Origin of the sequence: Vibrio viridaestus (assembly GCF_003856525.1) — a bacterium.
Classification (GTDB): Bacteria; Pseudomonadota; Gammaproteobacteria; order Enterobacterales; family Vibrionaceae; genus Vibrio; species Vibrio viridaestus.
Genome location: NZ_RJVQ01000002.1, coordinates 230,214 through 253,327 on the forward strand (window position 1 = coordinate 230,214; position 23,114 = coordinate 253,327).

23 protein-coding genes are annotated in these 23,114 nt (G+C 42.1%); 20 read left to right on the plus strand and 3 right to left on the minus strand.

Annotation, left to right across the window (positions count from 1 at the left end):
- Positions 1–36 precede the first annotated feature (36 nt).
- The 5 genes from ribB (at position 37) to pgpA (ending at position 3,790) form a co-directional block, all read left to right on the plus strand.
- Positions 37–1,146: a 3,4-dihydroxy-2-butanone-4-phosphate synthase gene (gene ribB, locus EES38_RS04800; protein ID WP_124936053.1), complete on the plus strand. Its 1,110-nt coding sequence runs from the start codon at positions 37–39 to the stop codon at positions 1,144–1,146.
- A 142-nt stretch (positions 1,147–1,288) separates the two neighbouring features.
- Positions 1,289–1,759, plus strand: a complete 471-nt coding sequence (ribH, locus tag EES38_RS04805; RefSeq protein ID WP_124936054.1) for a 6,7-dimethyl-8-ribityllumazine synthase — start codon at positions 1,289–1,291, stop codon at positions 1,757–1,759.
- Entirely contained in the window at positions 1,759–2,226 is a 468-nt protein-coding gene (nusB, locus tag EES38_RS04810) for a transcription antitermination factor NusB (RefSeq protein ID WP_124936055.1), read from the plus strand. Before ribH ends, nusB begins: the two co-directional genes overlap by 1 nt.
- Positions 2,227–2,315: 89 nt before the next feature.
- Entirely contained in the window at positions 2,316–3,293 is a 978-nt protein-coding gene (gene thiL / locus EES38_RS04815) for a thiamine-phosphate kinase (RefSeq protein ID WP_124936056.1), read from the plus strand.
- On the plus strand, positions 3,290–3,790 hold the full coding sequence (gene pgpA, locus EES38_RS04820; protein ID WP_124936057.1) for a phosphatidylglycerophosphatase A: 501 nt from the start codon (positions 3,290–3,292) through the stop codon (positions 3,788–3,790). The genes thiL and pgpA overlap by 4 nt, the downstream gene beginning before the upstream one ends.
- 57 nt (positions 3,791–3,847) lie before the next feature.
- Here pgpA and EES38_RS04825 read toward each other — a convergent pair whose 3' ends face one another.
- The 3 genes from EES38_RS04825 to map form a co-directional block, all read right to left on the minus strand.
- Entirely contained in the window at positions 3,848–4,234 is a 387-nt protein-coding gene (locus tag EES38_RS04825) for a DUF3461 family protein (protein WP_124936556.1), read from the minus strand.
- A gap of 125 nt (positions 4,235–4,359) precedes the next feature.
- Complete coding sequence (glnD, locus tag EES38_RS04830; RefSeq protein WP_124936058.1) at positions 4,360–6,981, minus strand: bifunctional uridylyltransferase/uridylyl-removing protein GlnD; 2,622 nt, start codon at positions 6,979–6,981, stop codon at positions 4,360–4,362.
- 104 nt (positions 6,982–7,085) lie between these two features.
- Positions 7,086–7,928: a type I methionyl aminopeptidase gene (gene map / locus EES38_RS04835; protein ID WP_124936059.1), complete on the minus strand. Its 843-nt coding sequence runs from the start codon at positions 7,926–7,928 to the stop codon at positions 7,086–7,088.
- Between the two features lie 327 nt (positions 7,929–8,255).
- On the opposite strand from map, the gene rpsB reads away from it, so the two are divergent.
- From rpsB to rnhB, 15 genes are all read left to right on the plus strand, one after another.
- On the plus strand, positions 8,256–8,984 hold the full coding sequence (gene rpsB / locus EES38_RS04840; protein WP_124936060.1) for a 30S ribosomal protein S2: 729 nt from the start codon (positions 8,256–8,258) through the stop codon (positions 8,982–8,984).
- Between the two features lie 128 nt (positions 8,985–9,112).
- Positions 9,113–9,955: a translation elongation factor Ts gene (gene tsf, locus EES38_RS04845; RefSeq protein ID WP_124936061.1), complete on the plus strand. Its 843-nt coding sequence runs from the start codon at positions 9,113–9,115 to the stop codon at positions 9,953–9,955.
- A gap of 207 nt (positions 9,956–10,162) precedes the next feature.
- Entirely contained in the window at positions 10,163–10,885 is a 723-nt protein-coding gene (gene pyrH / locus EES38_RS04850; protein WP_124936062.1) for a UMP kinase, read from the plus strand.
- 49 nt (positions 10,886–10,934) lie between these two features.
- Positions 10,935–11,492 carry a ribosome recycling factor gene (gene frr, locus EES38_RS04855; protein ID WP_124936063.1) on the plus strand — a complete coding sequence of 186 codons (558 nt, stop codon included), beginning with the start codon at positions 10,935–10,937 and terminating at the stop codon, positions 11,490–11,492.
- Positions 11,493–11,582: 90 nt separating this feature from the next.
- A complete protein-coding gene (gene uppS / locus EES38_RS04860) occupies positions 11,583–12,335 on the plus strand; it encodes an undecaprenyl pyrophosphate synthase (protein WP_124936064.1) in 753 nt (250 codons plus the stop codon).
- A gap of 13 nt (positions 12,336–12,348) precedes the next feature.
- Positions 12,349–13,191 carry a phosphatidate cytidylyltransferase gene (locus tag EES38_RS04865; RefSeq protein ID WP_124936065.1) on the plus strand — a complete coding sequence of 281 codons (843 nt, stop codon included), beginning with the start codon at positions 12,349–12,351 and terminating at the stop codon, positions 13,189–13,191.
- 51 nt (positions 13,192–13,242) lie between these two features.
- A complete protein-coding gene (gene ispC, locus EES38_RS04870) occupies positions 13,243–14,448 on the plus strand; it encodes a 1-deoxy-D-xylulose-5-phosphate reductoisomerase (RefSeq protein ID WP_124936066.1) in 1,206 nt (401 codons plus the stop codon).
- Positions 14,449–14,450: 2 nt separating this feature from the next.
- Positions 14,451–15,809, plus strand: coding sequence for a sigma E protease regulator RseP (rseP, locus tag EES38_RS04875; RefSeq protein ID WP_124936067.1), 1,359 nt, complete (start codon positions 14,451–14,453; stop codon positions 15,807–15,809).
- A gap of 52 nt (positions 15,810–15,861) precedes the next feature.
- Complete coding sequence (bamA, locus tag EES38_RS04880) at positions 15,862–18,279, plus strand: outer membrane protein assembly factor BamA (RefSeq protein ID WP_124936068.1); 2,418 nt, start codon at positions 15,862–15,864, stop codon at positions 18,277–18,279.
- 13 nt (positions 18,280–18,292) lie between these two features.
- Positions 18,293–18,805: an OmpH family outer membrane protein gene (locus EES38_RS04885; protein WP_124936069.1), complete on the plus strand. Its 513-nt coding sequence runs from the start codon at positions 18,293–18,295 to the stop codon at positions 18,803–18,805.
- A 7-nt stretch (positions 18,806–18,812) separates the two neighbouring features.
- Positions 18,813–19,844: a UDP-3-O-(3-hydroxymyristoyl)glucosamine N-acyltransferase gene (gene lpxD, locus EES38_RS04890; protein WP_124936070.1), complete on the plus strand. Its 1,032-nt coding sequence runs from the start codon at positions 18,813–18,815 to the stop codon at positions 19,842–19,844.
- Between the two features lie 110 nt (positions 19,845–19,954).
- Positions 19,955–20,386 (plus strand): 3-hydroxyacyl-ACP dehydratase FabZ, encoded by a 432-nt coding sequence (gene fabZ / locus EES38_RS04895; RefSeq protein WP_208020411.1) that lies wholly within the window; start codon positions 19,955–19,957, stop codon positions 20,384–20,386.
- A gap of 1 nt (position 20,387) precedes the next feature.
- Positions 20,388–21,176, plus strand: a complete 789-nt coding sequence (gene lpxA / locus EES38_RS04900) for an acyl-ACP--UDP-N-acetylglucosamine O-acyltransferase (protein WP_124936072.1) — start codon at positions 20,388–20,390, stop codon at positions 21,174–21,176.
- A gap of 100 nt (positions 21,177–21,276) precedes the next feature.
- Positions 21,277–22,428, plus strand: coding sequence for a lipid-A-disaccharide synthase (gene lpxB, locus EES38_RS04905; RefSeq protein ID WP_124936073.1), 1,152 nt, complete (start codon positions 21,277–21,279; stop codon positions 22,426–22,428).
- Between the two features lies 1 nt (position 22,429).
- Positions 22,430–23,062 (plus strand): ribonuclease HII, encoded by a 633-nt coding sequence (gene rnhB / locus EES38_RS04910; RefSeq protein ID WP_124936074.1) that lies wholly within the window; start codon positions 22,430–22,432, stop codon positions 23,060–23,062.
- The last annotated feature ends 52 nt before the right edge of the window (positions 23,063–23,114 follow it).

Sequence of the window (23,114 nt, forward strand, 5' to 3'; positions counted from 1 at the left end):
TCTGAGTTACAAAGCAGTTTTACAGGATTAGATGTGATGCCAATTAGTAAACCAGAAGAGATTATTGAAGATATTCGTCAGGGTAAAATGGTTATTCTGATGGATGATGAAGATCGTGAAAATGAAGGTGATATCATTGTTGCTGCAGAAAAGGTAACTCCTGAAATTATTAACTTCATGGCAACTCATGGCAGAGGTTTGATTTGTCTAACAATGACGAAAGAGCGTTGCCATAAATTGGGCTTAGCTCCCATGGTCAAAGACAATAATGCTCAGTTTTCTACGGCTTTTACCGTTTCGATTGAAGCGGCTCAAGGTGTGACAACAGGAATATCTGCGGCAGACCGCGCAACCACCGTCTTAGCTGCTGTTGCTCCGGATGCGAAAGCTGCGGACTTAGTTCAGCCGGGTCATATCTTTCCTCTAACAGCTCAAGATGGTGGCGTCTTAACCCGTGCGGGACATACTGAAGCAGGGTGTGATCTAGCGAGACTGGCTGGCCTTGAAGCGTCTTCCGTTATCGTTGAAATTCTCAAGGAAGATGGAACGATGGCTCGGCGTCCTGATCTTGAAATCTTCTCAGAAAAACACGATATCAAACTGGGTACGATAGCTTCTTTGATCGAATACCGAAATAATACCGAAACGACGATTGAACGTGTTGCTACCTGTGCATTACCAACGAAGTTTGGTCAGTTTGAGCTGGTTACGTATCGAGATACTATCGACAATCAGATCCACTATGCGCTAGTAAATGGTGATGTGGAAAAAAATATCCCGTTTGTTCGTGTGCACTTAATTGACACGTTTACTGATGTTCTTAAGAGTGATCGCAATGCTGACCGTAGTTGGAGTATTGATGATGCAATGGAGAAAATCGGTTCAGAAGGTGGTGTACTTGTATTATTGGGTAATGAAGAATCGTCTGATTTATTAGTTCATCGCGTTAAAATGTTTGAGCTTCAGGATAAAGGTGAAGCTCCTACAACAGCTAAGAAACAGGGAACATCTCGACGGGTTGGTGTAGGGTCTCAAATTCTTGCTGATTTAGGTGTTAAAGACATGAAGCTACTCTCTTCTGCGAATAAAAAATATCATGCATTAGGTGGCTTCGGTTTGAATGTAGTTGAGTATATTGTTCGTTAATGGACAGTCGGAATTAATTTTCATGTGAGTATTTTCGGGTATTAGCCTAATGTTTGAAGGGGAAATATCAATAGATATTCCTTTCCTATTTGTGCTAGAATCCGGCGATTGTCACATATGAACAGTGTTAAAAGGTAAGCTTATGAAAGTAATCGAGGGTGGTTTCCCCGCGCCTAATGCGAAAGTAGCTATCGTTATTTCTCGTTTCAATAGTTTTATTAACGAAAGTTTGCTCTCTGGTGCTATCGATACTTTAAAGCGTCACGGACAGGTTAGCGAAGACAATATTACTGTAGTTCGTTGTCCTGGAGCAGTAGAACTTCCTCTTGTTGCTCAACGTGTAGCTAAAACAGGTAAGTACGATGCTATCGTTTCTCTGGGTTCTGTCATTCGTGGTGGTACACCTCACTTTGATTATGTGTGTAGCGAAATGAATAAAGGTCTTGCTCATGTGTCTTTGGAATTCAGTATTCCTGTGGCATTTGGTGTATTGACTGTAGATACCATCGATCAGGCGATCGAACGCGCAGGTACCAAGGCTGGTAATAAGGGTGCAGAAGCTGCACTAAGCGCACTTGAAATGATAAACGTTCTTTCTGAAATTGATTCCTAATGGGGGCCAGTGTGAAACCAGCCGCACGTCGTAATGCACGTCAGTTTGCTCTACAAGCTATTTATTCTTGGCAGATAACTAAAGAGAATGTAGCCACTATTGAAGCGCAGTTTTTAGCTAACGAAAAGTATGATGATGAAGAACATCGTCCGTCTGAACCATCTTTAGCTGCGCCAGATACTGATGTGGATTATTTTAAAGATCTTCTTGCTGGTGTCGTTACCACTCACCAAGATCTGGATAGTAAACTAAGACCTTTCGTGTCTCGTCCTATGCAGGATTTAGATATGATGGAGCTTGCTTTACTCCGCTTGGCTATGTACGAAATGACTCGTCGTCAGGATGTTCCGTACAAAGTGGTCATCAATGAAGCTATTGAGTTAGCAAAAGTGTTTGCTGCTGAAGATAGTCATAAATTTATCAATGGGGTGCTAGATAAAGCAGCTCCTCATGTGCGTAAAAAATAATTGTGTAAAAGTTATTAAAAGGTCAGCGTTCGCTGACCTTTTTTATTGATATACAATAGCCATACATCGAGACCGCGTAGGAAAAAAATATGCCCGGTGAATTTGACATTATTAAGAACTACTTCAGTCAAAAGCAAACCTCGAGAAAAGACGTTCACTTAGATATTGGTGATGATTGCGCCATTGTTCAGGCTCCTGATAATGCGCGTATTGCCATTACGACAGATACATTAGTAGAAGGGACTCATTTTTTACCCGGAGTCAATCCAGCATGGGTGGCGTATAAAGCGCTGGCATCCAACATTAGCGATCTTGCTGCAATGGGAGCAACACCAGCATGGTGCTCTCTCGCTCTCACTTTGCCATCGATTGATGAAAACTGGATTGAGTCCTTTAGCTCTGCATTTTTCCGTCTTGCTGATTATTACAATATCAAACTTATCGGTGGCGATACGACAAAGGGCTCCTTAAGTATCACGATCACAATCCAAGGCTTTGTACCTAAAGAGCGTGCTATGCTGCGAAGTGGTGCCAACCCTGGGGATTGGATATACGTTACCGGAGAGTTAGGTGACAGCCAGGCAGGTCTCGATATTATTCTTGATCCTCAGTTAAAACAGTCGCCTAATGCAGATGTATTAGAAGAACGCCATTATATCTCAACGCCAAGAATTCTCGCGGGACAAGCGTTAGTCAATGTGGCGTCATCTGCAATTGATATTTCCGATGGGCTCATATCAGATTTGCAACATATTCTCAAAGCGTCCGAGGTTGGTGCCCGGTTAAATTTGGAAAAACTGCCTTATACGGATGAATTGCTCGAGTATTTGAAAAATGATCGGGAAAAGGCCATGCAGTATGCGTTGACTAGTGGAGAAGAGTATGAGCTTTGCTTTACCATACCAGATTACAGTCGAGTGGCGTTAGAAAGTGCTATGGCTCATACAGGAACTCGCTATACCTGTATTGGTCAGATACAAGCTGGTAATAAACTTGCTCTGTATTTAAATAACAATAAAATCGACTGGCAGTTAGCTGGCTATGACCATTTTCAGAGGGGAAAATGAGTACTAAACCTTTAGCATTGATAAAACTAAGCAATCCTTGGCATCTTTTAGCTACAGGCTTTGGTAGCGGTTTGTCACCAGTAATCCCAGGCACGATGGGAACGCTGGCATCGATTCCATTTTATCTTATCTTGGCTCATACCCCAGCATGGTTTTATATCGTTGTTATTTTGATTGCTTCGGTTATTGGGATAAAAATATGTGCTCAAACGTCTCATGATATGAAGGTGCACGATCATGGTGCTATCGTTTGGGATGAATTTGTTGGATTTTGGATCACAATGATTATGATCCCATTGCTCGATATCGATGTGTTTGCTTGGCAGTGGATCGTTCTCGGGTTTGTTTACTTCCGATTTTTCGATATGTTGAAACCTTGGCCAATACGCTGGTTTGATAAAAATATTCATGGTGGTTGGGGAATTATGGTCGATGATATCGTTGCGGGTTTCGTTTCAGCATTGGCTTTATGGATTACCTATATCCTCAATGCCTAACTTATCTACATTTCTATAATGAATGCCCCAATAGCATGTGCTGTCGGGGCATTTTTGTCATTGGGATAGTTTATTTACACTGTGCTCGATCTCAGCGATTTTATCGGCAACGACTTTTTCTAAGTGTTTTAAGTCCTGTAGGATCTTGTTCTTAAGTTCTGTTTCTGACGGGATGTGGGGCTCGGTTATCTGATTAAGCTCGTCCAGAATTAACGTAAGACTTCGGTTGATCTCAGTGACTTCCTTATAGTGATGCGTACCACTATCCACGAGAACGGTTTTAACTTGTCGTGGGTATTTGAATTTAACGCTTTTTGCAAAAAGTTCTCCTTTCTGTTTATGAAAGTAGATCTTTAGAACATCCTTGAGTGCTTCCTGGCGCAGGGTATATTTTTCGATCTGATTGGGGTCGTGAATTCCTAAACTACTAAGATGTGGATACATTGGTAACCTCTCGAGCTTGATATTATCAGCCATACTATTTGTGTTCACTCACCAATAGTATGGCTGATAATTGTCTCTTTACCTGAGAGGTAAGGTGATGTAGACCTTAGTTCTGAAAATTCAATTTAATTTGGTAGCATTCCCTGAACGTTTTCAATGAGTTTTTCTCTCAACTCCTGTTGTTCTTCTTCTGTTAGCTGGCGATTATCGCTAGTTGTAATAATAAATAAATCTTCTGCTCTTTCGCCCATTGTCGTTATTTTTGCACCGTGAAGACGATGTCCTAGCTCAGCAAAGGTTGAACCGACTGTTGCAAGCAATCCAGGCATATCTAAGGCAACAAATTCCATCGGCGTTCGTTTCTTACTTTGAGTTGGAATAAAGTCCACTTGAGTTTTGACGGTGAAATGTTGCAGTTTACTTGGGGTTCTACGAGTTTTATGTAGAGACGGTGTACCTTTCGCTAGTGCGTTACGTATATTGGTTGTAATGCTGTCATGACGTTCTTCCTCGATCGCATCTCCGTTCTGGTCCAGAACGATAAATGTATCGAGAACAAATCCATCTTTACTGGTCATGATTTGAGCGTCATGGACGTTAAATCCACGGCGATCCAGTTCGGCAACGACCGTTGCAAATAAAGCATGTTGGTCCTTACAGTACACAAAAATTTCTGTTCCCCCGCGAGTTGCCTTTTTACTGACGAGAATCATTGGAATATCCGGGCTCTCATTGTGCAATATATTGGTACTGTGCCAAGCGATTTGCTTGTGGGTATGACGCAAGAAATAATCCGCTTTAAAGCGCTGCCATAGCATATCAATTTGCTGAGTTGTAAAGCCGTCTTTACGCAGTAGAGCTGAGGCTAACTGTTTATTGTGGCGTATACGATCTCGTACATCCACTGGATTCTCAAGGCCTCGACGAAGCGCTCTTTGAGTCGAATAAAATAGCTCTGCCAATAGCGTTCTTTTCCAGCTATTCCATAGATCTGGGTTGGTTGCGCAGATGTCTGCAACGGTCAGACAAACCAATGATTCGAGATACTCTTCATCTCGTACAATTTTAGCAAATTCAATGATTACATCGGGATCATAGATATCTCGGCGCTGAGCTGTAACGGACATTAGAAGGTGATTTTGCACCAGCCAGGAAACTTGCTTAGCCTCTGGTTTTGATAATCCGTGTTCAAGACAGAAATCATAGGCATCGATTGCGCCTATTTCTGAGTGGTCTCCTCCACGACCTTTACCAATATCATGAAAGATTGCGGCGAGGATCAACAACTCTCGTTTTTGCATGCGGGGGAAGACTTCACAACAGATAGGGTGCTTCGTTTGATATTCTGGATTCGCAAAACGATTAATGTGTTTTAGCAGGCGAATACTGTGCTCATCAACGGTATACACATGGAATAAATCGAATTGCATCTGACCTACGATATGACTCCATTGAGGGAGGTAGGTTGCTAAGACTCCATGTTGATGCATCAGGCTAAATGCTTTGTTAAGAGAGTTAGGGTGGCGAACCAACTCCATAAACTTATCGCGAGCTTCTGGAATGGTACAAAGAAAGGTGTTTAGCCTCCGTCGTGCCGTTCTCAATTCACGCATTGTTGTCGGAGAAACACCGTCTATCGTGGAATCACTGGCTATATGAAGGTACATATCCAGAATCGCTTCGGGTTTCTCTTGAAACAAATTAGGAACACGAATTTCGATCAAACTCTCTCGTTTCTGAAATTCATCGTTAATAATTTCCGGATCAAACTCTTCACCATCATTAAGAATGGCTTGATCAAATATTTTTAGTAGCATCCGGTTGAGTTCGGCGACACGTCTTAGTGTACGATAAAACTCTTTCATCATGGTCTCAACTGGCAGGTTTCCTTCACCTGTAAAGCCTAAGCGTTGTGCAACTGGCGCCTGATGAGGGAACGTTAAGCGGTTATCATAACGCTTAAGTTCCATATGAAGAGCAAAGCGGACACGCCACAGGAAGTCCTGGCATTCGGATAATTCTCTGTATTCAGCATCAGTCAAAAATCCATTACTGCTCATTTCGAGCAGTGATGTCGCGCCGAAATGACGTCTGGCAACCCAGCCCAAGGTATGAATATCACGCAGTCCACCTGGAGTGGATTTTATGTCAGGCTCCAAATTATATGTTGTGTCGTGATAGCGGGCATGACGTTCTGTCTGTTCTTGAAGTTTTGCTTTGTAGAAAGCTTCTGTAGGCCAAAATGACTCTGACAAAATAACCATTTTTAGCTGAAAAAACAGATCACTACTACCACTTAAGCGGCGAGCTTCCTGCAGGTTGGTTGCAACTGTCAAATCCTCACGACCTATATCAGAGCATTCGCCAACGGTTCTTACGGCATGGCCGACTTCTAGTCGTAAATCCCATAGTAGAGTTATGAACTCACTCACTTTAGTCTGAATATCAGTGGTAATTTTGCTTTTTGATAAAATTAAAATATCGATATCTGAAAGGGGATGGAGTTCTCCCCGCCCATATCCACCGACTGCGACAAGGCACATTTCATCATCATTAAACTGATATTCTTGCCAAAGGCGTTGGAGTAACTCGTCCATATAATGCGAGCGCCCGAAAACGAGCTCACTAATAGGGTGACGTTGAGTAAATAAGCTATTCTGATATTCGGCAAAACTGTCCAGTTGAGCTTTCAAATTAGCAATAGACAATTGCTCACTGGTTAAGGTAGACGGGGACTGAAAAGACATACATGCTTCCGTGCAAACAAAATTTCAAACTAAGGCAAATTTACCAAAGTTTGGCGCAAAAAAATATCCCTGACTTGCAGGGATATTTTTCATAGAAAGGATTTCTAAGCGTTATGGAAGTGCCTTGGTATCGACTCTTCTTCCCGGAGAGTCAAAATTTCACAACCATCAGCGGTCACTAAAAGGGTATGTTCCCATTGAGCCGAGTTTTTACCATCAGCGGTATAAACCGTCCAGTTATCCTCGTCATCAAGACGACAACCAAATTTACCAGCATTAATCATTGGCTCTATTGTAAAAGTCATGCCTTCTTGCAGGATGGTACGATCGTTGTTCTTGTAATGAACGACTTGAGGCTCTTCGTGGAAGCCTGCACCAATTCCATGACCACAGTAATCTTTAACAATAGAAAACTTCATACGTGGATTGTTCTTATTGTTGGTCTTAATATACTTTTCGATTGCAGTGCCTATTTCACCTAGTTGTAAACCAGGTTTCACCAACTTAAGAGCTAGGTATAAGCTTTCCTGAGCTACCATACAAAGACGTTTATTTTCAGGAGAGACATTTCCGACTAAGAACATCTTAGAGCTATCGCCATGGTATCCGTCTTTGATCACAGTAACGTCGATATTCATAATATCGCCATCCTGCAAAACGGCAGGGCGACGAATTTGACCATAGTATGAATCCTCTGAAGCAGGAATACCATGACACACAATGTGGTTGATCGATGTACAGATAGACTTAGGAAAACCGTGATAGTTTAAGGGCGCTGAGATGGCATTTTGTACTTCTTCCGTATATTTGGCACAAATTGCATCTAATTCTGCTGTTGTTACGCCAACCTTGACGTGAGGTGCTATCATTTCGAGTAATTCAGCAGCGAGTTTGCCCGCTACTCGCATTTTTTCAATTTCTTCTGCGGTTTTAATTTTTACAGACATCGGCTTTCTCTACTTGTTACGTGCACAAAAGTGCTAATCAGAACATTGTAACAATGGTAAAGTTAACTGCAAGTTAAGAACCGCTTTAAAGTCACATCTGATCACTGTTAAAGGCTTGTATAAGGAATTTTTACTAGCCATAACTCATCAAAATGTGGTATAAAGCGCGCCGGATAAAGGTTTATATTCTTCTTAATTGGCGGTATGAACTTTTACCATTAACCTAATTGTTTATTTCACACACATTTCGACACATGTTCCGGGGTGCTCTTTGATGAGTCGGTAATATGGGAAATGTGGAGGCCTAACCCCATAGAGGATTTTAAAATGGCAACTGTATCAATGCGCGATATGCTTAAAGCTGGTGTTCACTTCGGTCACCAGACTCGTTACTGGAACCCAAAAATGAAGCCATTCATCTTTGGTGCTCGTAACAAAGTTCATATTATCAACCTAGAAAAAACTGTACCAATGTTCAACGACGCTCTATCTGAACTAGCTAAAGTTGGCGAGAAAAAAGGTAAAGTTCTTTTCGTTGGTACTAAGCGCGCTGCATCTGAAGCTGTTAAAGAAGCTGCTATTGCAAGCAACCAATTCTACGTTAACAACCGCTGGTTAGGCGGTATGCTAACAAACTGGAAAACTGTTCGTCAGTCAATCAAGCGTCTTAAAGAACTTGAAACTCAGTCAACAGACGGCACATTTGATAAACTAACTAAGAAAGAAGCTCTAATGCGTACTCGTGAAATGGAGAAGCTAGAGAAATCTCTTGGTGGTATCAAAGATATGGGCGGTCTACCAGATGCTCTATTCATCATTGACGCTGATCACGAGCACATCGCAGTTAAAGAAGCAAACAACCTTGGTATTCCTGTATACGCTGTTGTTGATACTAACTCTAACCCAGATGGCGTTGACTACGTTATCCCTGGTAACGACGATGCAATCCGTGCAGTTCAGCTATACCTAAACGCAGTAGCAGAAACGATCAACGAAGGTCGTAACAAAGATGTTGCAGCGGTTGCTGAAAAAGACGGTTTCGTAGAAGCTGAATAATTGCGGCTCTAAGCCACTCTTAATTAAGTACGACATTAATCTGAAGTACTATTAAGATATAGTTAGCATTAGGGGCCGAACATCAGGCCCCTAATTTTTACCACACCGAATCAACTGAGGAATAGAGAATGGCTGTTACTGCTGCTCTAGTTAAAGAACTGCGCGAACGTACTGGCGCAGGCATGATGGAATGTAAGAAAGCGCTTGTTGAAACTGACGGCGATATCGAACTAGCAATTGAAAACATGCGTAAAAGCGGTGCTGCTAAAGCTGCTAAAAAAGCGGGTAACGTAGCGGCTGAAGGTACCATCATTATCAAAGAAGCGGACGGCGTTGCTGCACTTGTTGAAGTAAACTGTCAAACTGACTTCGTTGCTAAAGATGGCAGCTTCAATGCTTTCGCAAACAAAGTTGCTGAAGATGCACTTGCAACTAAAGCGACTGCTGAAGAACTTCAAGCTAAATTTGAAGAAGAGCGCGTAGCTCTTGTTGCTAAAATCGGTGAAAACATCTCAATCCGTCGTGTTCAGTATATCCAAGGCACAGCTATTGCTTCTTACCGTCACGGTGAGAAAATCGGTGTTGTTGTAGCGGGTGAAGGCGACGCTGAAACTCTAAAACACATCGCAATGCACGTTGCAGCTTCACGTCCAGAGTTCGTTAACCCTGAAGACGTACCAGCTGACGTAGTTGAGAAAGAAAAAGCGGTTCAAGTTGAAATCGCTATGAATGAAGGTAAACCACAAGAAATCGCTGAGAAGATGGTTATTGGCCGCATGAAGAAATTCACTGGCGAAATCTCTCTTACTGGTCAGCCATTCGTTATGGAACCTAAGAAATCTGTTGGCGAAATCCTTAAAGAAAAAGGCGCTTCAGTTTCTAGCTTCGTTCGCCTAGAAGTAGGTGAAGGTATCGAGAAGAAAGCTGAAATGAGCTTCGCAGAAGAAGTTGCTGCAGCTCAGAAAGGTTAATCTTTTCTGATCAAACAGTATTAAAGACCGTGGCCAAGGCTGCGGTCTTTTCATGATCAAATTCCAGATTAACCGTGATAAATAAGGTGTTATTGTGTCTCATATTTGAGTCTTTTTACACATAGGCATTCAGAAATAATACGGTAACATCGATAGCTCTTATTTATGACTGTTAATCATACAACTCAGTTTTAGAAGGTAATAACCATGACAACAAATCCTAAACCAGCATATCAACGTGTCTTATTAAAACTCAGTGGCGAAGCGCTTCAGGGCGAAGAAGGTTTTGGTATCGATCCAGCGGTTTTAAACAGAATGGCACAAGAAGTAAAAGAGCTTGTTGAACTTGGCGTTCAGGTCGGTGTTGTTATTGGTGGTGGTAATTTATTCCGCGGTGCAGGTCTTGCTGAAGCCGGTATGAATCGTGTAGTGGGTGACCACATGGGAATGCTAGCAACAGTTATGAACGGTTTGGCAATGCGCGATGCTTTACACCGTGCCTATGTGAATGCTCGTGTTATGTCTGCTATTCCATTAAATGGTGTTTGTGATGATTACAACTGGTCTACAGCGATTAGAGAACTGCGTCAGGGACGTGTTGTGATCTTTTCTGCTGGTACTGGTAATCCTTTCTTCACTACTGACTCTGCTGCATGTCTACGTGGTATCGAGATTGAAGCTGACGTAGTTCTCAAAGCAACAAAAGTTGATGGTGTATATTCTGCAGATCCGGTAGCCAACCCAGATGCTGAACTGTATGATAAGTTAAACTATAGCGAAGTCTTAGATAAAGAGCTTAAAGTGATGGATTTAGCAGCATTTACTTTAGCTCGTGATCATAAGATGCCAATTCGCGTATTCAATATGAATAAACCAGGTGCGCTTCGTCGTGTCGTAATGGGCGAATCTGAGGGCACTCTAATTAACTAGTTCCCGAGGATGCGTTCCTTAAGGTTAAAAAACAATCAAGGTGATGTTTGTGATTAATGAAATCAAAAAAGACGCGCAAGAGCGTATGGATAAGAGCGTAGATGCACTTAAAAACAACCTAAGCAAGATTCGTACAGGACGTGCACACCCAAGTTTGTTAGCTGGTATTTCAGTTGAGTATTATGGCGCACCCACTCCTCTTAATCAGGTGGCGAACGTGGTAGCGGAAGATGCTCGTACTCTGGCTATTACAGTTTTTGATAAAGAACTGACACCTAAAGTTGAAAAAGCAATCATGACCGCTGACTTGGGCTTAAACCCAATGTCTGCTGGTACTGTTATTCGTGTACCACTTCCTCCATTAACGGAAGAGCGTCGTAAAGACCTAGTTAAAATCGTGCGTGGTGAAGCGGAAGGCGGTCGCGTTGCTGTCCGTAATATTCGTCGTGATGCTAACGGTGATCTGAAAGGCTTGTTGAAAGACAAAGAAATTTCAGAAGATGAAGATCGTAAAGCACAAGATGAAATTCAGAAATTGACTGATGCTGCTGTTAAGAAAATCGATGATATTCTTGCAGCAAAAGAAAAAGAACTAATGGAAGTTTAATTCTTTTTTTGTGTATTTTGAGCGCTGAGCCTTTACCGCACAGCGCTTTTTTATTCCTTGCTTTCGATAGTCACAATAACTATATAAATCATGCAAAATTTACCACTTTCGTCAGAAGCTTTACCCAAGCACATTGCTGTAATCATGGATGGCAACGGTAGATGGGCAAAAGAAAAAGGCAGGCCGAGAGTCTTCGGTCACAAAAATGGAGTTAAAGCTGTAAGACGAACGATTTCTACGGCAGCTAAGCTAGGTATTCAGGCTATCACTTTATTTGCTTTCAGCAGCGAAAATTGGCGCCGTCCTCAAGACGAAGTCGGTGTGCTGATGGAACTGTTCTTCTCGGTTCTTACAACCGAAGTCAAAAAACTTCATCGTAACAATCTTCGATTAAGAGTTATCGGTGATGTTTCACGCTTTAGCGAACGCCTGCAAGAGAAAATACATGCGGCGGAGTCTCTAACATCACAAAATACAGGTATGGTTGTAAATATTGCTGCTAATTATGGTGGTAAATGGGATATAACAAACGCTGTTCGTTGTGTCGCTTCCGAGGTGGCTGAAGGACGTCTCAATGCGTCTGACATTACAGAGGAAAGCATAGCTCAGCATCTGACGATGTCAGATTTACCTGATGTGGACCTACTTATCCGGACCAGTGGTGAGTGTCGCATTAGTAACTTTATGTTATGGCAACTTGCTTATGCAGAGCTTTACTTTACGCCTACATACTGGCCTGATTTTAATGATGATAGCTTAGTTGAGGCCGTCACTTGGTTTGTAAACCGAGAAAGACGTTTTGGCTGTACCGGAGAGCAAATAAAAGCACTATTGGATAAATAATAAGGTTCTCAATTTGAAACAAAGAGTTATCACCGCAGCAATATTAGCACCACTGGTTATTCTGGGTATTTTCTTTCTTCCTCTTTTCTGGTTCAGTCTGGCCATTGGTCTGATTACGATGATCGGATTTTGGGAATGGACTCAATTTATTAATATCAAAGCTAGATTCGTTGCTATGATTCCTGCAATTATTGCCCTTGCTGCGAGTTTCTACTTTTTTACCCCGTTGGACTCTCACCCTCATAAAATCGCTCCTCACACCTTTGATCTACTTTCTGTGGCGATGCTATGGTGGTGTGTCGCAAGCTTTTTAGCCATTTCTTATCCAGCAACACGTCATCTGTGGGATCGTTCAAAAACACTATCACACCTTTTTGGCTTTCTGACACTTATTCCTTTTTTCTGGAGTATCGTCGCGCTAAGGTCTGAAATGATGACTCGTGAATTTGAGCATGGAGCCAAACTTGTTCTCTTTGTCTGTTTAATTGTATGGGCTGCTGATAGCGGAGCCTATTTTGCTGGCAGAAAGTTTGGTAAACATAAGATGGCTCCAGCAGTCAGTCCAAATAAAACTTTAGAAGGTTTGGCGGGTGGAATCGTATCGGCCATGATTGTCGGCTATATATTTAGCGACCTATTCGATATAACGTTTAGCTCTACATTATCAATGGTTACAATTATTCTTGTGACGGTAGTATTCTCTGTTTTAGGTGATCTCGTTGAAAGTATGTTTAAACGAGTCTCTGGTATTAAAGATAGTGGTAATATTATCCCTGGGCATGGCGGGATATTAGATCGTATTGATAGTTTAACTGCTGCGTTCCCGGTATTTGCGTTTCTCTATTTTTTATTTTAAAAGAAAGTTGTCACATAACCCGGACTGCGATGCAGTAAGAAGAAGATGGTAATGAATAATTTAACTGTTCTCGGTGCAACTGGTTCTATCGGTGATAGCACATTTAAAGTCATTGAGAGCAATCCTGAACGCTTTAATATCGTTTCTCTCGTTGCAGGCTCAAACGTTGATAAAATGATTCAGCTTTGCCTGAAATGGAAACCTGTATTTGTTGTTATGGGAAACCAAGATGCTGCTCATCAACTTAGTGTTAAGCTTCAAGAGTGTGGCTTAGCTGGCATTAGTGTTGACTATGGTGTTGATGCTATGTGCGAAGCTGCAGCGTTGAATGAAGTAGATACTGTAATGTCTGCTATCGTTGGTGCAGCAGGCTTATTACCGACAATGGCTGCAATTAAGTCGGGTAAACGCGTTCTTTTAGCGAATAAGGAATCTCTGGTTATATCAGGCAAGCTGATGATGGAAGCGGTTCGTCAACATGGCGCACAGTTATTACCAGTAGATAGCGAGCACAACGCTATTTTTCAATGCTTACCTCAGGAAGCTCAGCAAACTCTTGGTTATTGTGAACTTGATAAACTCGGTGTTTCTCACATTCTTCTGACAGGCTCTGGTGGGCCTTTCCGATATAGTCCAATCGAATCTCTAAACTCAGTCACGCCAGAACAGGCTATTGCTCACCCTAACTGGTCTATGGGGCCCAAAATCTCGGTCGACTCAGCGACGATGATGAATAAGGGATTGGAATATATTGAAGCGAAGTACTTATTTAATGCTTCGCGTGAACAACTTAAGGTCCTGATCCATCCCCAATCTGTTATTCATTCTATGGTGCAGTTTAAGGATGGATCAACGATTGCTCAGATGGGAGAGCCTGATATGGCGACCCCGATCTCATTATCGATGGCATACCCCCAGAGAATTCAGGCTGGGGTTAATTCACTCGATTTTAGTCGCCTTAGTGAATTAAGCTTCATGGATGTGGATTATGAACGTTATCCATGTTTAAAACTGGCAATTGATGCTTGCTACGAAGGCCAATACGCGACAACAGTTGTCAATGCCGCTAATGAAATTATGGTTGATGCTTTTCTTAATATGCGAATCGGGTTTACGGATATCGCGATATTAAATGAAAAAGTCCTTGGTTTGATCTGTGCGACGGAAAATCCAGCGAACACCCTGGATTTGGAAAGTTTGATTGAGTTAGATGTTGCTTCAAGAGCCACCGCTCAACAGGTTTTAAAAGAGTATTAAATATGACTGGAATCTTGTGGAATTTTGTTTCTTTTATTGTTGCCCTAGGTGTGCTTGTTGCAGTTCATGAATTTGGACATTTTTGGGTCGCACGTAAGTGTGGCGTTAAGGTAATACGATTTTCCATTGGCTTCGGTAAATCTTTGTGGAAAAGAACGGCGAAAGATGGAACAGAGTACACGCTTTCTCTTATTCCTCTAGGCGGGTATGTGAAAATGCTCGATGGCAGAGTTGAAGATGTTCCGGATTCTCTTCGTTCTCAAGCATTTGACCAACAAGGTTTAGGAAAAAGAGCGGCAATCGTAGCTGCTGGGCCTATTTTCAATTTTCTATTCGCAATTGTCGCCTACTGGGCGGTGTTTATGATGGGGATTCCTGCTGTCAAACCTGTTGTTGGCAGTGTTGAACCTAGTTCTATTGTCGCTCAAGCGGGCTTGCAACCGAATATGCAAATTATGTCCGTTTCTGGTGTCGATACGCCTGATTGGGAAACCGTTAATATGGAGCTTGTTGCTCATATTGGTGATTCCAGCATGACAATGACAGTGGCGACTCCTGACTCAATTGGCAGTAGAGAAAAACTAAATATAGATCTGACAACATGGAACTTTGACCCTGAAAAAGAGTCTGCTATCAAAGCACTTGGATTTACACCGTATACGCCGGAGATAAAAACGGCGATTGCACAAGTAACGGAAGATGGTGCTGCTATGAAAGCGGGTCTAGCGGCTGGTGACGAGATTATTCGTTTGAATGATCAACCGGTAGACAAATGGCAGGCATTGGTTGATACCATCAAACAAAGTGCCAATATCCCACTGACTCTGACAGTACTAAGAAATGGCGAAGAACAGCAATTTACGTTAATTCCTGATGCGAAAACGCTTAAATCAGGTAAAGTGATAGGATTTGCTGGTATTGCTCCTCAGGTGGGTAATTGGCCTGATGGCTATCGCTTCGAAATGCAATATGGTCCGGTTGAGTCGATTGGTAAAGCTATCGACAAAACGGGGCAGCTAATTTCACTTACCGCGAGTATGTTGAAAAAGCTTGTTGTGGGAGATGTTGGTCTTAATAATCTCAGTGGCCCAATTTCTATTGCGAAAGGTGCGGGTACTACTGCGGAATACGGTTTAGTGTATTTCTTGGGGTTTATGGCTTTAATCAGCGTTAACCTAGGAATTATCAATTTAGTCCCTATGCCAATGCTGGATGGTGGACATTTAATGTTTTTTGCTATTGAGGCTGTGATTCGACGTCCTGTCCCAGAGAAAGTGCAAGAAATGGGATACCGCATTGGTGGAGCTATTATTTTTTCGTTGATGGCCATAGCGATATTCAATGATTTTACTCGTCTGTAATAGAATTGCATTCGGCAAATTTAGGTTGTGTTTAGGAATTATTAGAACAGAGATGGCGATAAAGAAGTTTTTTCTTGCAACAATGCTTTTAAGTAGCGTCTCAGCATACGGTGCTGACGGTTTTGTTGTGCGAGATATTAAAGTTGAGGGGCTACAACGAGTCACACTCGGTGCAGCACTATTAAAAATTCCGGTTCGTGTTGGCGATACTGTCGAGAATAAGGATATCTCAGATACCATACGAGCGCTTTACTCATCAGGTAACTTTGAAGATGTCAAAGTACTGCGAGATGGAGATGTATTGGTTGTGCAGGTTAAAGAACGACCAACTATTTCCAGCGTATCTTTTTCGGGTAACAAGGCCATAAAAGATGAGCAGCTCACACAGAACCTAGAGGCTTCTGGCATTAAAGTCGGGGAGGCATTAGACCGTACGACACTTGGTAACATCGAAAAGGGTCTGGAAGACTTTTACTACAGTGTTGGTAAGTATAATGCGACGGTAAAAGCGGTTGTAACTCCGTTACCTCGAAATCGTGCCGATCTTAAGTTCGTCTTTACTGAAGGGGTGTCTGCGAAGATCCAGCAGATCAACTTTATTGGTAATAAAGTGTTCAGTGATGAAGAGCTACTTGCTAAGTTTGATTTGGATGCAAATGTATCCTGGTGGAACTTTTTGACCAGTGACAAATATCAGAAACAAGTTTTAGCAGGCGATCTGGAAAAACTGAAATCATTTTATCTGGACCGCGGTTATCTAAAATTTCAGATTACCTCAACTCAGGTCTCTATATCTCCAGATAAGAAGGGTGTGTATATCACTCTTGGTATCGATGAAGGCAAACCTTATACCGTTAAAGACGTTTCATTCCGTGGGGATTTAATCGGTGAAGATGCTAAGTTTAAGCAACTGAATCCGTTTCATGAAGGGGATATCTATAAAGGTTCTCTTGTTACTGGATTGGAAGATGGCGCGAAAAAGATTCTTGGCGAAGCAGGTTATGCTTACCCTAACGTAAGAACTATTCCAGAATTTGATGATGAGAATCAACAAGTATCATTAGTCGTCAATGTGGACCCTGGCAAGCGAATTTATGTTCATAATATTCGTTTTGAAGGCAACACGGTAACGAAGGATGAAGTTCTTCGTCGTGAAATGCGTCAGATGGAAGGGGCTTGGTTAAACTCCAAAGCGATTGAAACCAGTAAAACACGTCTCAATCGTTTAGGGTTCTTCGAAACGGTTGATGTGAAAACGGTACGCGTTCCGGGATCGGATGATCAGGTTGACCTTGTTTATAATGTCAAAGAGGCAAACTCCGGTAGCATCAACTTTGGTATCGGTTATGGTACGGAATCAGGGTTAAGTTTCCAGGTAGGCTTGCAGCAAGATAACTTTGCCGGCACGGGTAACAGTGTTGGTATATCGACAACCATCAATGACTATTCGAAAAACGTTACGTTAAGTTATACCGACCCATACTGGAACCTTGATGGGGTCAGTTTAGGTGGTAAAGTATTCTATAACATTTACGAAGCGGGTGATGATGGTATTGTTGACTATACCAACGATAGTTATGGTGCGAGTTTGACGTGGGGATTCCCATACGACGAGCTTAACCGATTTGCCCTAGGTGTTGGATATACTCATAACGGTATAGGCAACCTCTCTCCTTATATGCAGATTGAAAAGTTCCTGCGTTCTCAAGGTATCGACTTTAATAGTTCCGAAGTTGACTTCACAACCGATGACTTTGACATCAACCTGACGTGGACTCGAAATAACTTAAACCGTGGATATTTCCCAACAGCGGGTAATTACCAGCGTGCTTACTACAAAATGACAGTACCAGGTTCAGATACTCAGTGGTTTAAGATGCAGTATGATGTGCGTCAATATTACCCATTAACTAAGTCTGAAGATTTCACTGTTCTGTTGCGTGGTCGTTTAGGTTACGGTAACGGTTATGGTAAGACTGGGGATAATGACAACTTGTACCCATTCTACGAAAACTTTTATGCTGGTGGTTTTTCTACATTACGCGGATTTAGTTCTAACACAGCAGGTCCTAAAGCCGTGTATAAGAGTTATGCTGACAGCAACAACGGGACTCTCTATGGCTCAGATGAGTCTGCTGGGGGTAACGCGACTGCATTGGCCAGTATCGAGTTAATTGTACCAACACCATTTGCTTCTGAAGAAACTCAGAGTCAGGTGAGAACCAGTATCTTCTATGATATGGCGAGTGTTTGGGACACTGAGTTTGATTACAACAGTGCAGGTGCAGATTACGGAAATGAATACTACTATGACTATTCTGATCCGACGAACTACCGTTCTTCCGTTGGTGCGGCAGTTCAATGGATGTCTCCTATGGGACCATTGGTATTCGCAATAGCAAAACCAATCAAGAAATACGAAGGCGATGATGAAGAGTTCTTCTCGTTCACGATTGGCCGAACATTCTAAAAATGAGGATATTATGTTAAAGAACCTTGTAAAAGCGGCTGGAGTTAGTCTGGTTATTCTGAGCTCATCTCTATTTGCTCATGCTGCTGAAGCTGCACAGAAAATTGCTTATATCAATACTGCTAAAGTATTTCAGTCGCTTCCTCAAAGAGAAGTTGCATTACAGAAAATGCAAAATGAATTCAAAGATAAAGCGAATGAACTTCAAAGTTTAAAAGAAGAAATTAAAACCAAAGTTGAAAAACTTAAACGCGATAGCTCATTGATGAACAGTGATGAAGTTGAAAAACTTCGCATCGACATCGGTCAGCTAGATAGCAAATATAAAATCAAAGCTCAGGCTTTAGAGAAAGCATCTTCTTCTCGTGAAGCAGAAGAAAAACATAAATTATTTAAAATTATCCAGGATGCGGTTGCTAAAGTAGCCAAGAAAGAAGGTTACGACATGGTTATTGATGTGCAGACCATGCAGTATGGTAACCCAGCTTATGATATTTCAGATCAAGTAATTAAACAGTTAAAATAGAGTTGTTATGACACAAGTTACGTTAGGCCGTTTGGCAGAGATTACAAAAGGTAAAGTGATCGGAGATGAGTCTGTCGTTATTACGTCAGTCGCACCAATGGATAGAGCATCAACCGGTCAAATTACTTTTTTGTCAAATCCGAAATACGCCAAGCATTTGGAATCGTGTCAGGCTTCGGCTGTTATGGTTAAAGAGGCTCAGCAGTCTCTTTGCACCAGTAATGCTTTGGTTGTAGATGATCCATATGTTGCCTTTGCGAGAGTTGCACAGGTTTTAGATACAACACCTAAACCCGCATATGAAATTTCATCATCGGCTGTTATAGCTAATGATGTTAAGTTGGGGAAGAATGTTTGTATTGGTGCAAATGCCGTTATCGAATCGGGGGTTGAACTCGGTGATGAGGTTATTATCGGTGCGGGTTGCTTTGTGGGGAAAAATGCCAAGATTGGTAACAACACGAAGTTATGGGCTAACGTAACAATTTATCATTCCGTTGAAATAGGAGAACATTGCTTAATCCAAGCTGGAACGGTTATTGGTGCTGATGGTTTTGGTTATGCCAATGAGAAAGGTGAGTGGATTAAAATTCCTCAGCTTGGCACTGTTATTATTGGTAACCGGGTCGAGATCGGGGCATGCTCTTGTATTGACCGTGGTGCGCTTGATAATACCGTTATCGAAGACAATGTTATCCTTGACAACCTTCTCCAGATTGCCCACAACGTTCATATTGGTTATGGAACGGCGATGGCTGGAGGAACGATAGTCGCAGGCAGTACATCAATTGGAAAATATTGTATTATTGGCGGCGCATCGGTGATTAATGGACACATCGAAATTGCTGATGGTGTCACGATTACCGGTATGGGAATGGTGATGAGAAGCATAACTGAAAAAGGTATGTATTCTTCAGGCATCCCTCTCCAAACCAACAAGGAGTGGCGTAAAACCGCGACTCGAGTTCATCGTATCGATGAAATGAATAAGCGACTCAAAGCGCTTGAAAAAATGCTAGAGCCAAAAGAGGACGCATAAAAGTCCACTTTTTATGAAAAGCTCGCCAAAAGCGAGCTTTTTTTGATTATAATGCCGCATAATTTTGTATTGAAGATAGGAATATGACTTTGACTACTGAAAAGAAAACGATGGATATTACTGAGATTCAGTCTCTGCTACCACATCGCTACCCATTTCTTTTGATTGATCGCGTGACCGATTATGAAGAAGGTAAATACCTCGTTGGATTGAAAAATGTATCAGTCAATGAGCCTCAGTTTACTGGTCATTTTCCTCAACTTCCTGTCTTTCCTGGTGTTTTAATTCTAGAAGCGATGGCTCAGGCAACGGGTCTTTTAGCGTTTAAAACGTTCGGTGCACCAAAAGAAAATGAACTTTATTACTTTGCCAGTATCGACAATGCTAAATTTAGAAAACCTGTTTCTCCAGGTGATCAGCTTTTTGTTGAAGTTGAATTCTTGAAAGAACGCCGTGGTATTGCTTTATTTAATGGTGTGGCAAAAGTAGACGGCGAAGTTGTCTGCTCTGCTGAATTAAAATGTGCTCGCAGAGAGTTTTAATATGATTCATGAAACCGCCCAAATACATCCAAGTGCGATTGTTGAAGACGGTGCCATTATTGGCGCGAACGTAAAAATCGGTCCATTTTGTCTTGTAGAAAGTAATGTCGAAATTGGCGATGAAACGGAGCTCCTTTCCCACGTTGTTGTGAGAGGACCAACTAAGATTGGTAAACAAAACCGTATCTTTCAATTTGCCTCTATTGGTGAGGCGTGTCAGGACCTGAAATATAAAGGTGAACCGACACAGCTTATCATTGGTGATCGTAATACCATTCGTGAAAGTGTGACTATGCACAGAGGTACGGTACAAGATAGCGGTATTACACAGGTAGGCAGTGATAACCTGTTTATGATCAATGCTCACGTAGCGCATGATTGTGTTATTGGTGATCGTTGTATTTTTGCTAACAACGCGACGCTAGCTGGGCATGTAACTGTTGGTAATCAGGCTATCATTGGTGGCATGTCGGCTATTCACCAGTTTTGTCATATTGGTGATCACTGTATGCTTGGTGGGGGCTCCATTGTTGTTCAAGATGTTCCTCCATTTTTCATGGCTCAGGGTAACCACTGTGCGCCATTTGGCGTCAATATCGAAGGACTTAAGCGTAGAGGCTTTGAAAAAGCGGAGATTCATGCTATTCGCCGAGCGTATAAATCGTTGTACCGCAATGGTCTAACGCTTGAACAGGCTAAAGATGAAATTTCAAAAGAAGCGCAAGAATTCACATCCCTTGCTTTACTGCTGGAATTTTTGAATAAGTCTGAACGTGGTATTATTCGTTAATAGCATCAAAACGTAGAAGTAGATAAAGACCGTTTTAGTCTTTGGCTAACGGTCTTTTTTCATTATTTCGGAACCTTAAGTTCAACCGTAGCGTGTGAAAATGACAGTAAACAATTCAGAGTTAACAATCGGTATCGTCGCTGGTGAAATGTCTGGAGATACTCTCGGCGAGGGGTTGATTAAGTCAATAAAAAGAAACTATCCCAATGCTCGATTTGTTGGAATCGGCGGGCCTAAAATGATAGCGCAAGGCTGTGAAAGTTTATTTGATATTGAAGAACTTGCCGTCATGGGGTTGGTCGAAATACTGGGCAAGATTCCTCGGGGATTCCAAATCAAAGCAGAGCTTGTTACCCACTTTCAAAATAATCGGCCAGATGTATTTATCGGTATCGATTCACCAGAATTCAATCTTCGTTTAGAACACGATCTCAAACACAAGGTAGGAATCAAAACGGTTCATTACGTTAGCCCCTCAGTTTGGGCATGGCGGCAAAAGCGCATCCATAAGATAGCCGCGGCGACCAATCTTGTACTGGCGTTTCTACCTTTTGAGAAGGCTTTCTACGACAAGTTTAATGTTCCTTGTGAATTCATTGGTCATACCTTGGCAGACGCAATACCAATGACGTCGGACAAAATTCAGGCGAGAGAGGAGTTAGGTCTCGACCTTGATAGAAAATGGTTAGCCGTATTACCCGGAAGTCGCGGCAGTGAACTAAAAATGTTGTGTGAGCCATTTATTAAAGCTTGTCAGGTCGTTGCAAAGAACGAGCCCGATATTGGTTTTGCTGTTGCGTTAGTTAATCAAAAGCGGCGAGAGCAGTTTATCGAAGCATGGCAGGCATTGGCACCAGAACTGACCTTTACTTTAATTGACGACACAGCAAGGCATGTTATTGCGGCCGCAGATGCCGTTATGCTTGCTTCAGGAACGGTTGCTCTTGAGTGTATGTTGGTGAATCGGCCCATGGTGGTTGGTTATCGAGTGAATGCGATTACCGCTTGGATAGCGCGCCGGTTAGTGAAGACAAAATATGTTTCTCTGCCAAATATTCTTGCTGATCGTGAGTTGGTTAAGGAATTTTTACTGGAAGAATGTACGGCGGAAAATCTGTCAGGCGAAGTGCTAAAGTTATTAAACGGCGATACTTCAGATATGCAAAAGAGCTTTACCGAGATGCACGCATGGATACGCAAAGATGCAGATACTCAGGCTGCCAGAGCCGTTCTCAATTTAATTGGTAAGTAGTATGAAAAAGGAAAATGTTGAACTCGATAAGTTTATCTATCCAGAAGGGTTCCACCTTTTTGCCGGAATCGATGAAGTAGGTAGAGGTCCTCTCGTTGGGGATGTGGTTACTGCGGCTGTGATCTTGGATCCCAATAACCCGATTGAAGGGCTTACAGATTCTAAAAAGCTATCTGAGAAAAAACGTTTAGCACTCTTTCCTGAAATTCAGCAAAAGGCGCTTGCATGGTCAGTAGGGCGATGTTCTCCAGAGGAAATTGATGAGCTTAATATACTGCATGCAACGATGTTAGCGATGAAAAGAGCGGTAGAGGCGTTACCAATCCAACCTGATTATGTCTTAGTTGATGGCAACAGAGTACCTCCTGAGTTATTGATGCCTGCTTCAGCGATAGTCAAAGGAGACTTGCGCGTTGCGGAAATCAGCGCTGCGTCTATTATCGCGAAAGTTGTCAGAGACAGTGAAATGGAGGCATTAGATAAACAGTATCCTCAGTTTGGTTTTGCCCAGCACAAAGGCTATCCGACCAAAGCTCATCTCGCAGCAATTGAACAACATGGTGTAATAGATGCTTATCGTAAAAGTTTTAAGCCGGTAAAACTGGTACTTGAACGACTTGCAGAAGACAAATAATATTGTCGATTATCTTGACGATTGAATCCGAACTAAAAGAAAGCGATAGGTA

Coding starts and splice junctions, on each gene's coding strand:
- ribB (WP_124936053.1), top strand. CDS start 37: ATGCCAATTAGTAAACCAGAAGAGATTATTGAAGATATTCGTCAGGGT.
- ribH (WP_124936054.1), top strand. CDS start 1,289: ATGAAAGTAATCGAGGGTGGTTTCCCCGCGCCTAATGCGAAAGTAGCT.
- nusB (WP_124936055.1), top strand. CDS start 1,759: ATGGGGGCCAGTGTGAAACCAGCCGCACGTCGTAATGCACGTCAGTTT.
- thiL (WP_124936056.1), top strand. CDS start 2,316: ATGCCCGGTGAATTTGACATTATTAAGAACTACTTCAGTCAAAAGCAA.
- pgpA (WP_124936057.1), top strand. CDS start 3,290: ATGAGTACTAAACCTTTAGCATTGATAAAACTAAGCAATCCTTGGCAT.
- EES38_RS04825 (WP_124936556.1), bottom strand. CDS start 4,234: ATGTATCCACATCTTAGTAGTTTAGGAATTCACGACCCCAATCAGATC.
- glnD (WP_124936058.1), bottom strand. CDS start 6,981: ATGTCTTTTCAGTCCCCGTCTACCTTAACCAGTGAGCAATTGTCTATT.
- map (WP_124936059.1), bottom strand. CDS start 7,928: ATGTCTGTAAAAATTAAAACCGCAGAAGAAATTGAAAAAATGCGAGTA.
- rpsB (WP_124936060.1), top strand. CDS start 8,256: ATGGCAACTGTATCAATGCGCGATATGCTTAAAGCTGGTGTTCACTTC.
- tsf (WP_124936061.1), top strand. CDS start 9,113: ATGGCTGTTACTGCTGCTCTAGTTAAAGAACTGCGCGAACGTACTGGC.
- pyrH (WP_124936062.1), top strand. CDS start 10,163: ATGACAACAAATCCTAAACCAGCATATCAACGTGTCTTATTAAAACTC.
- uppS (WP_124936064.1), top strand. CDS start 11,583: ATGCAAAATTTACCACTTTCGTCAGAAGCTTTACCCAAGCACATTGCT.
- ispC (WP_124936066.1), top strand. CDS start 13,243: ATGAATAATTTAACTGTTCTCGGTGCAACTGGTTCTATCGGTGATAGC.
- rseP (WP_124936067.1), top strand. CDS start 14,451: ATGACTGGAATCTTGTGGAATTTTGTTTCTTTTATTGTTGCCCTAGGT.
- bamA (WP_124936068.1), top strand. CDS start 15,862: ATGGCGATAAAGAAGTTTTTTCTTGCAACAATGCTTTTAAGTAGCGTC.
- EES38_RS04885 (WP_124936069.1), top strand. CDS start 18,293: ATGTTAAAGAACCTTGTAAAAGCGGCTGGAGTTAGTCTGGTTATTCTG.
- lpxD (WP_124936070.1), top strand. CDS start 18,813: ATGACACAAGTTACGTTAGGCCGTTTGGCAGAGATTACAAAAGGTAAA.
- fabZ (WP_208020411.1), top strand. CDS start 19,955: ATGGATATTACTGAGATTCAGTCTCTGCTACCACATCGCTACCCATTT.
- lpxA (WP_124936072.1), top strand. CDS start 20,388: ATGATTCATGAAACCGCCCAAATACATCCAAGTGCGATTGTTGAAGAC.
- lpxB (WP_124936073.1), top strand. CDS start 21,277: ATGACAGTAAACAATTCAGAGTTAACAATCGGTATCGTCGCTGGTGAA.
- rnhB (WP_124936074.1), top strand. CDS start 22,430: ATGAAAAAGGAAAATGTTGAACTCGATAAGTTTATCTATCCAGAAGGG.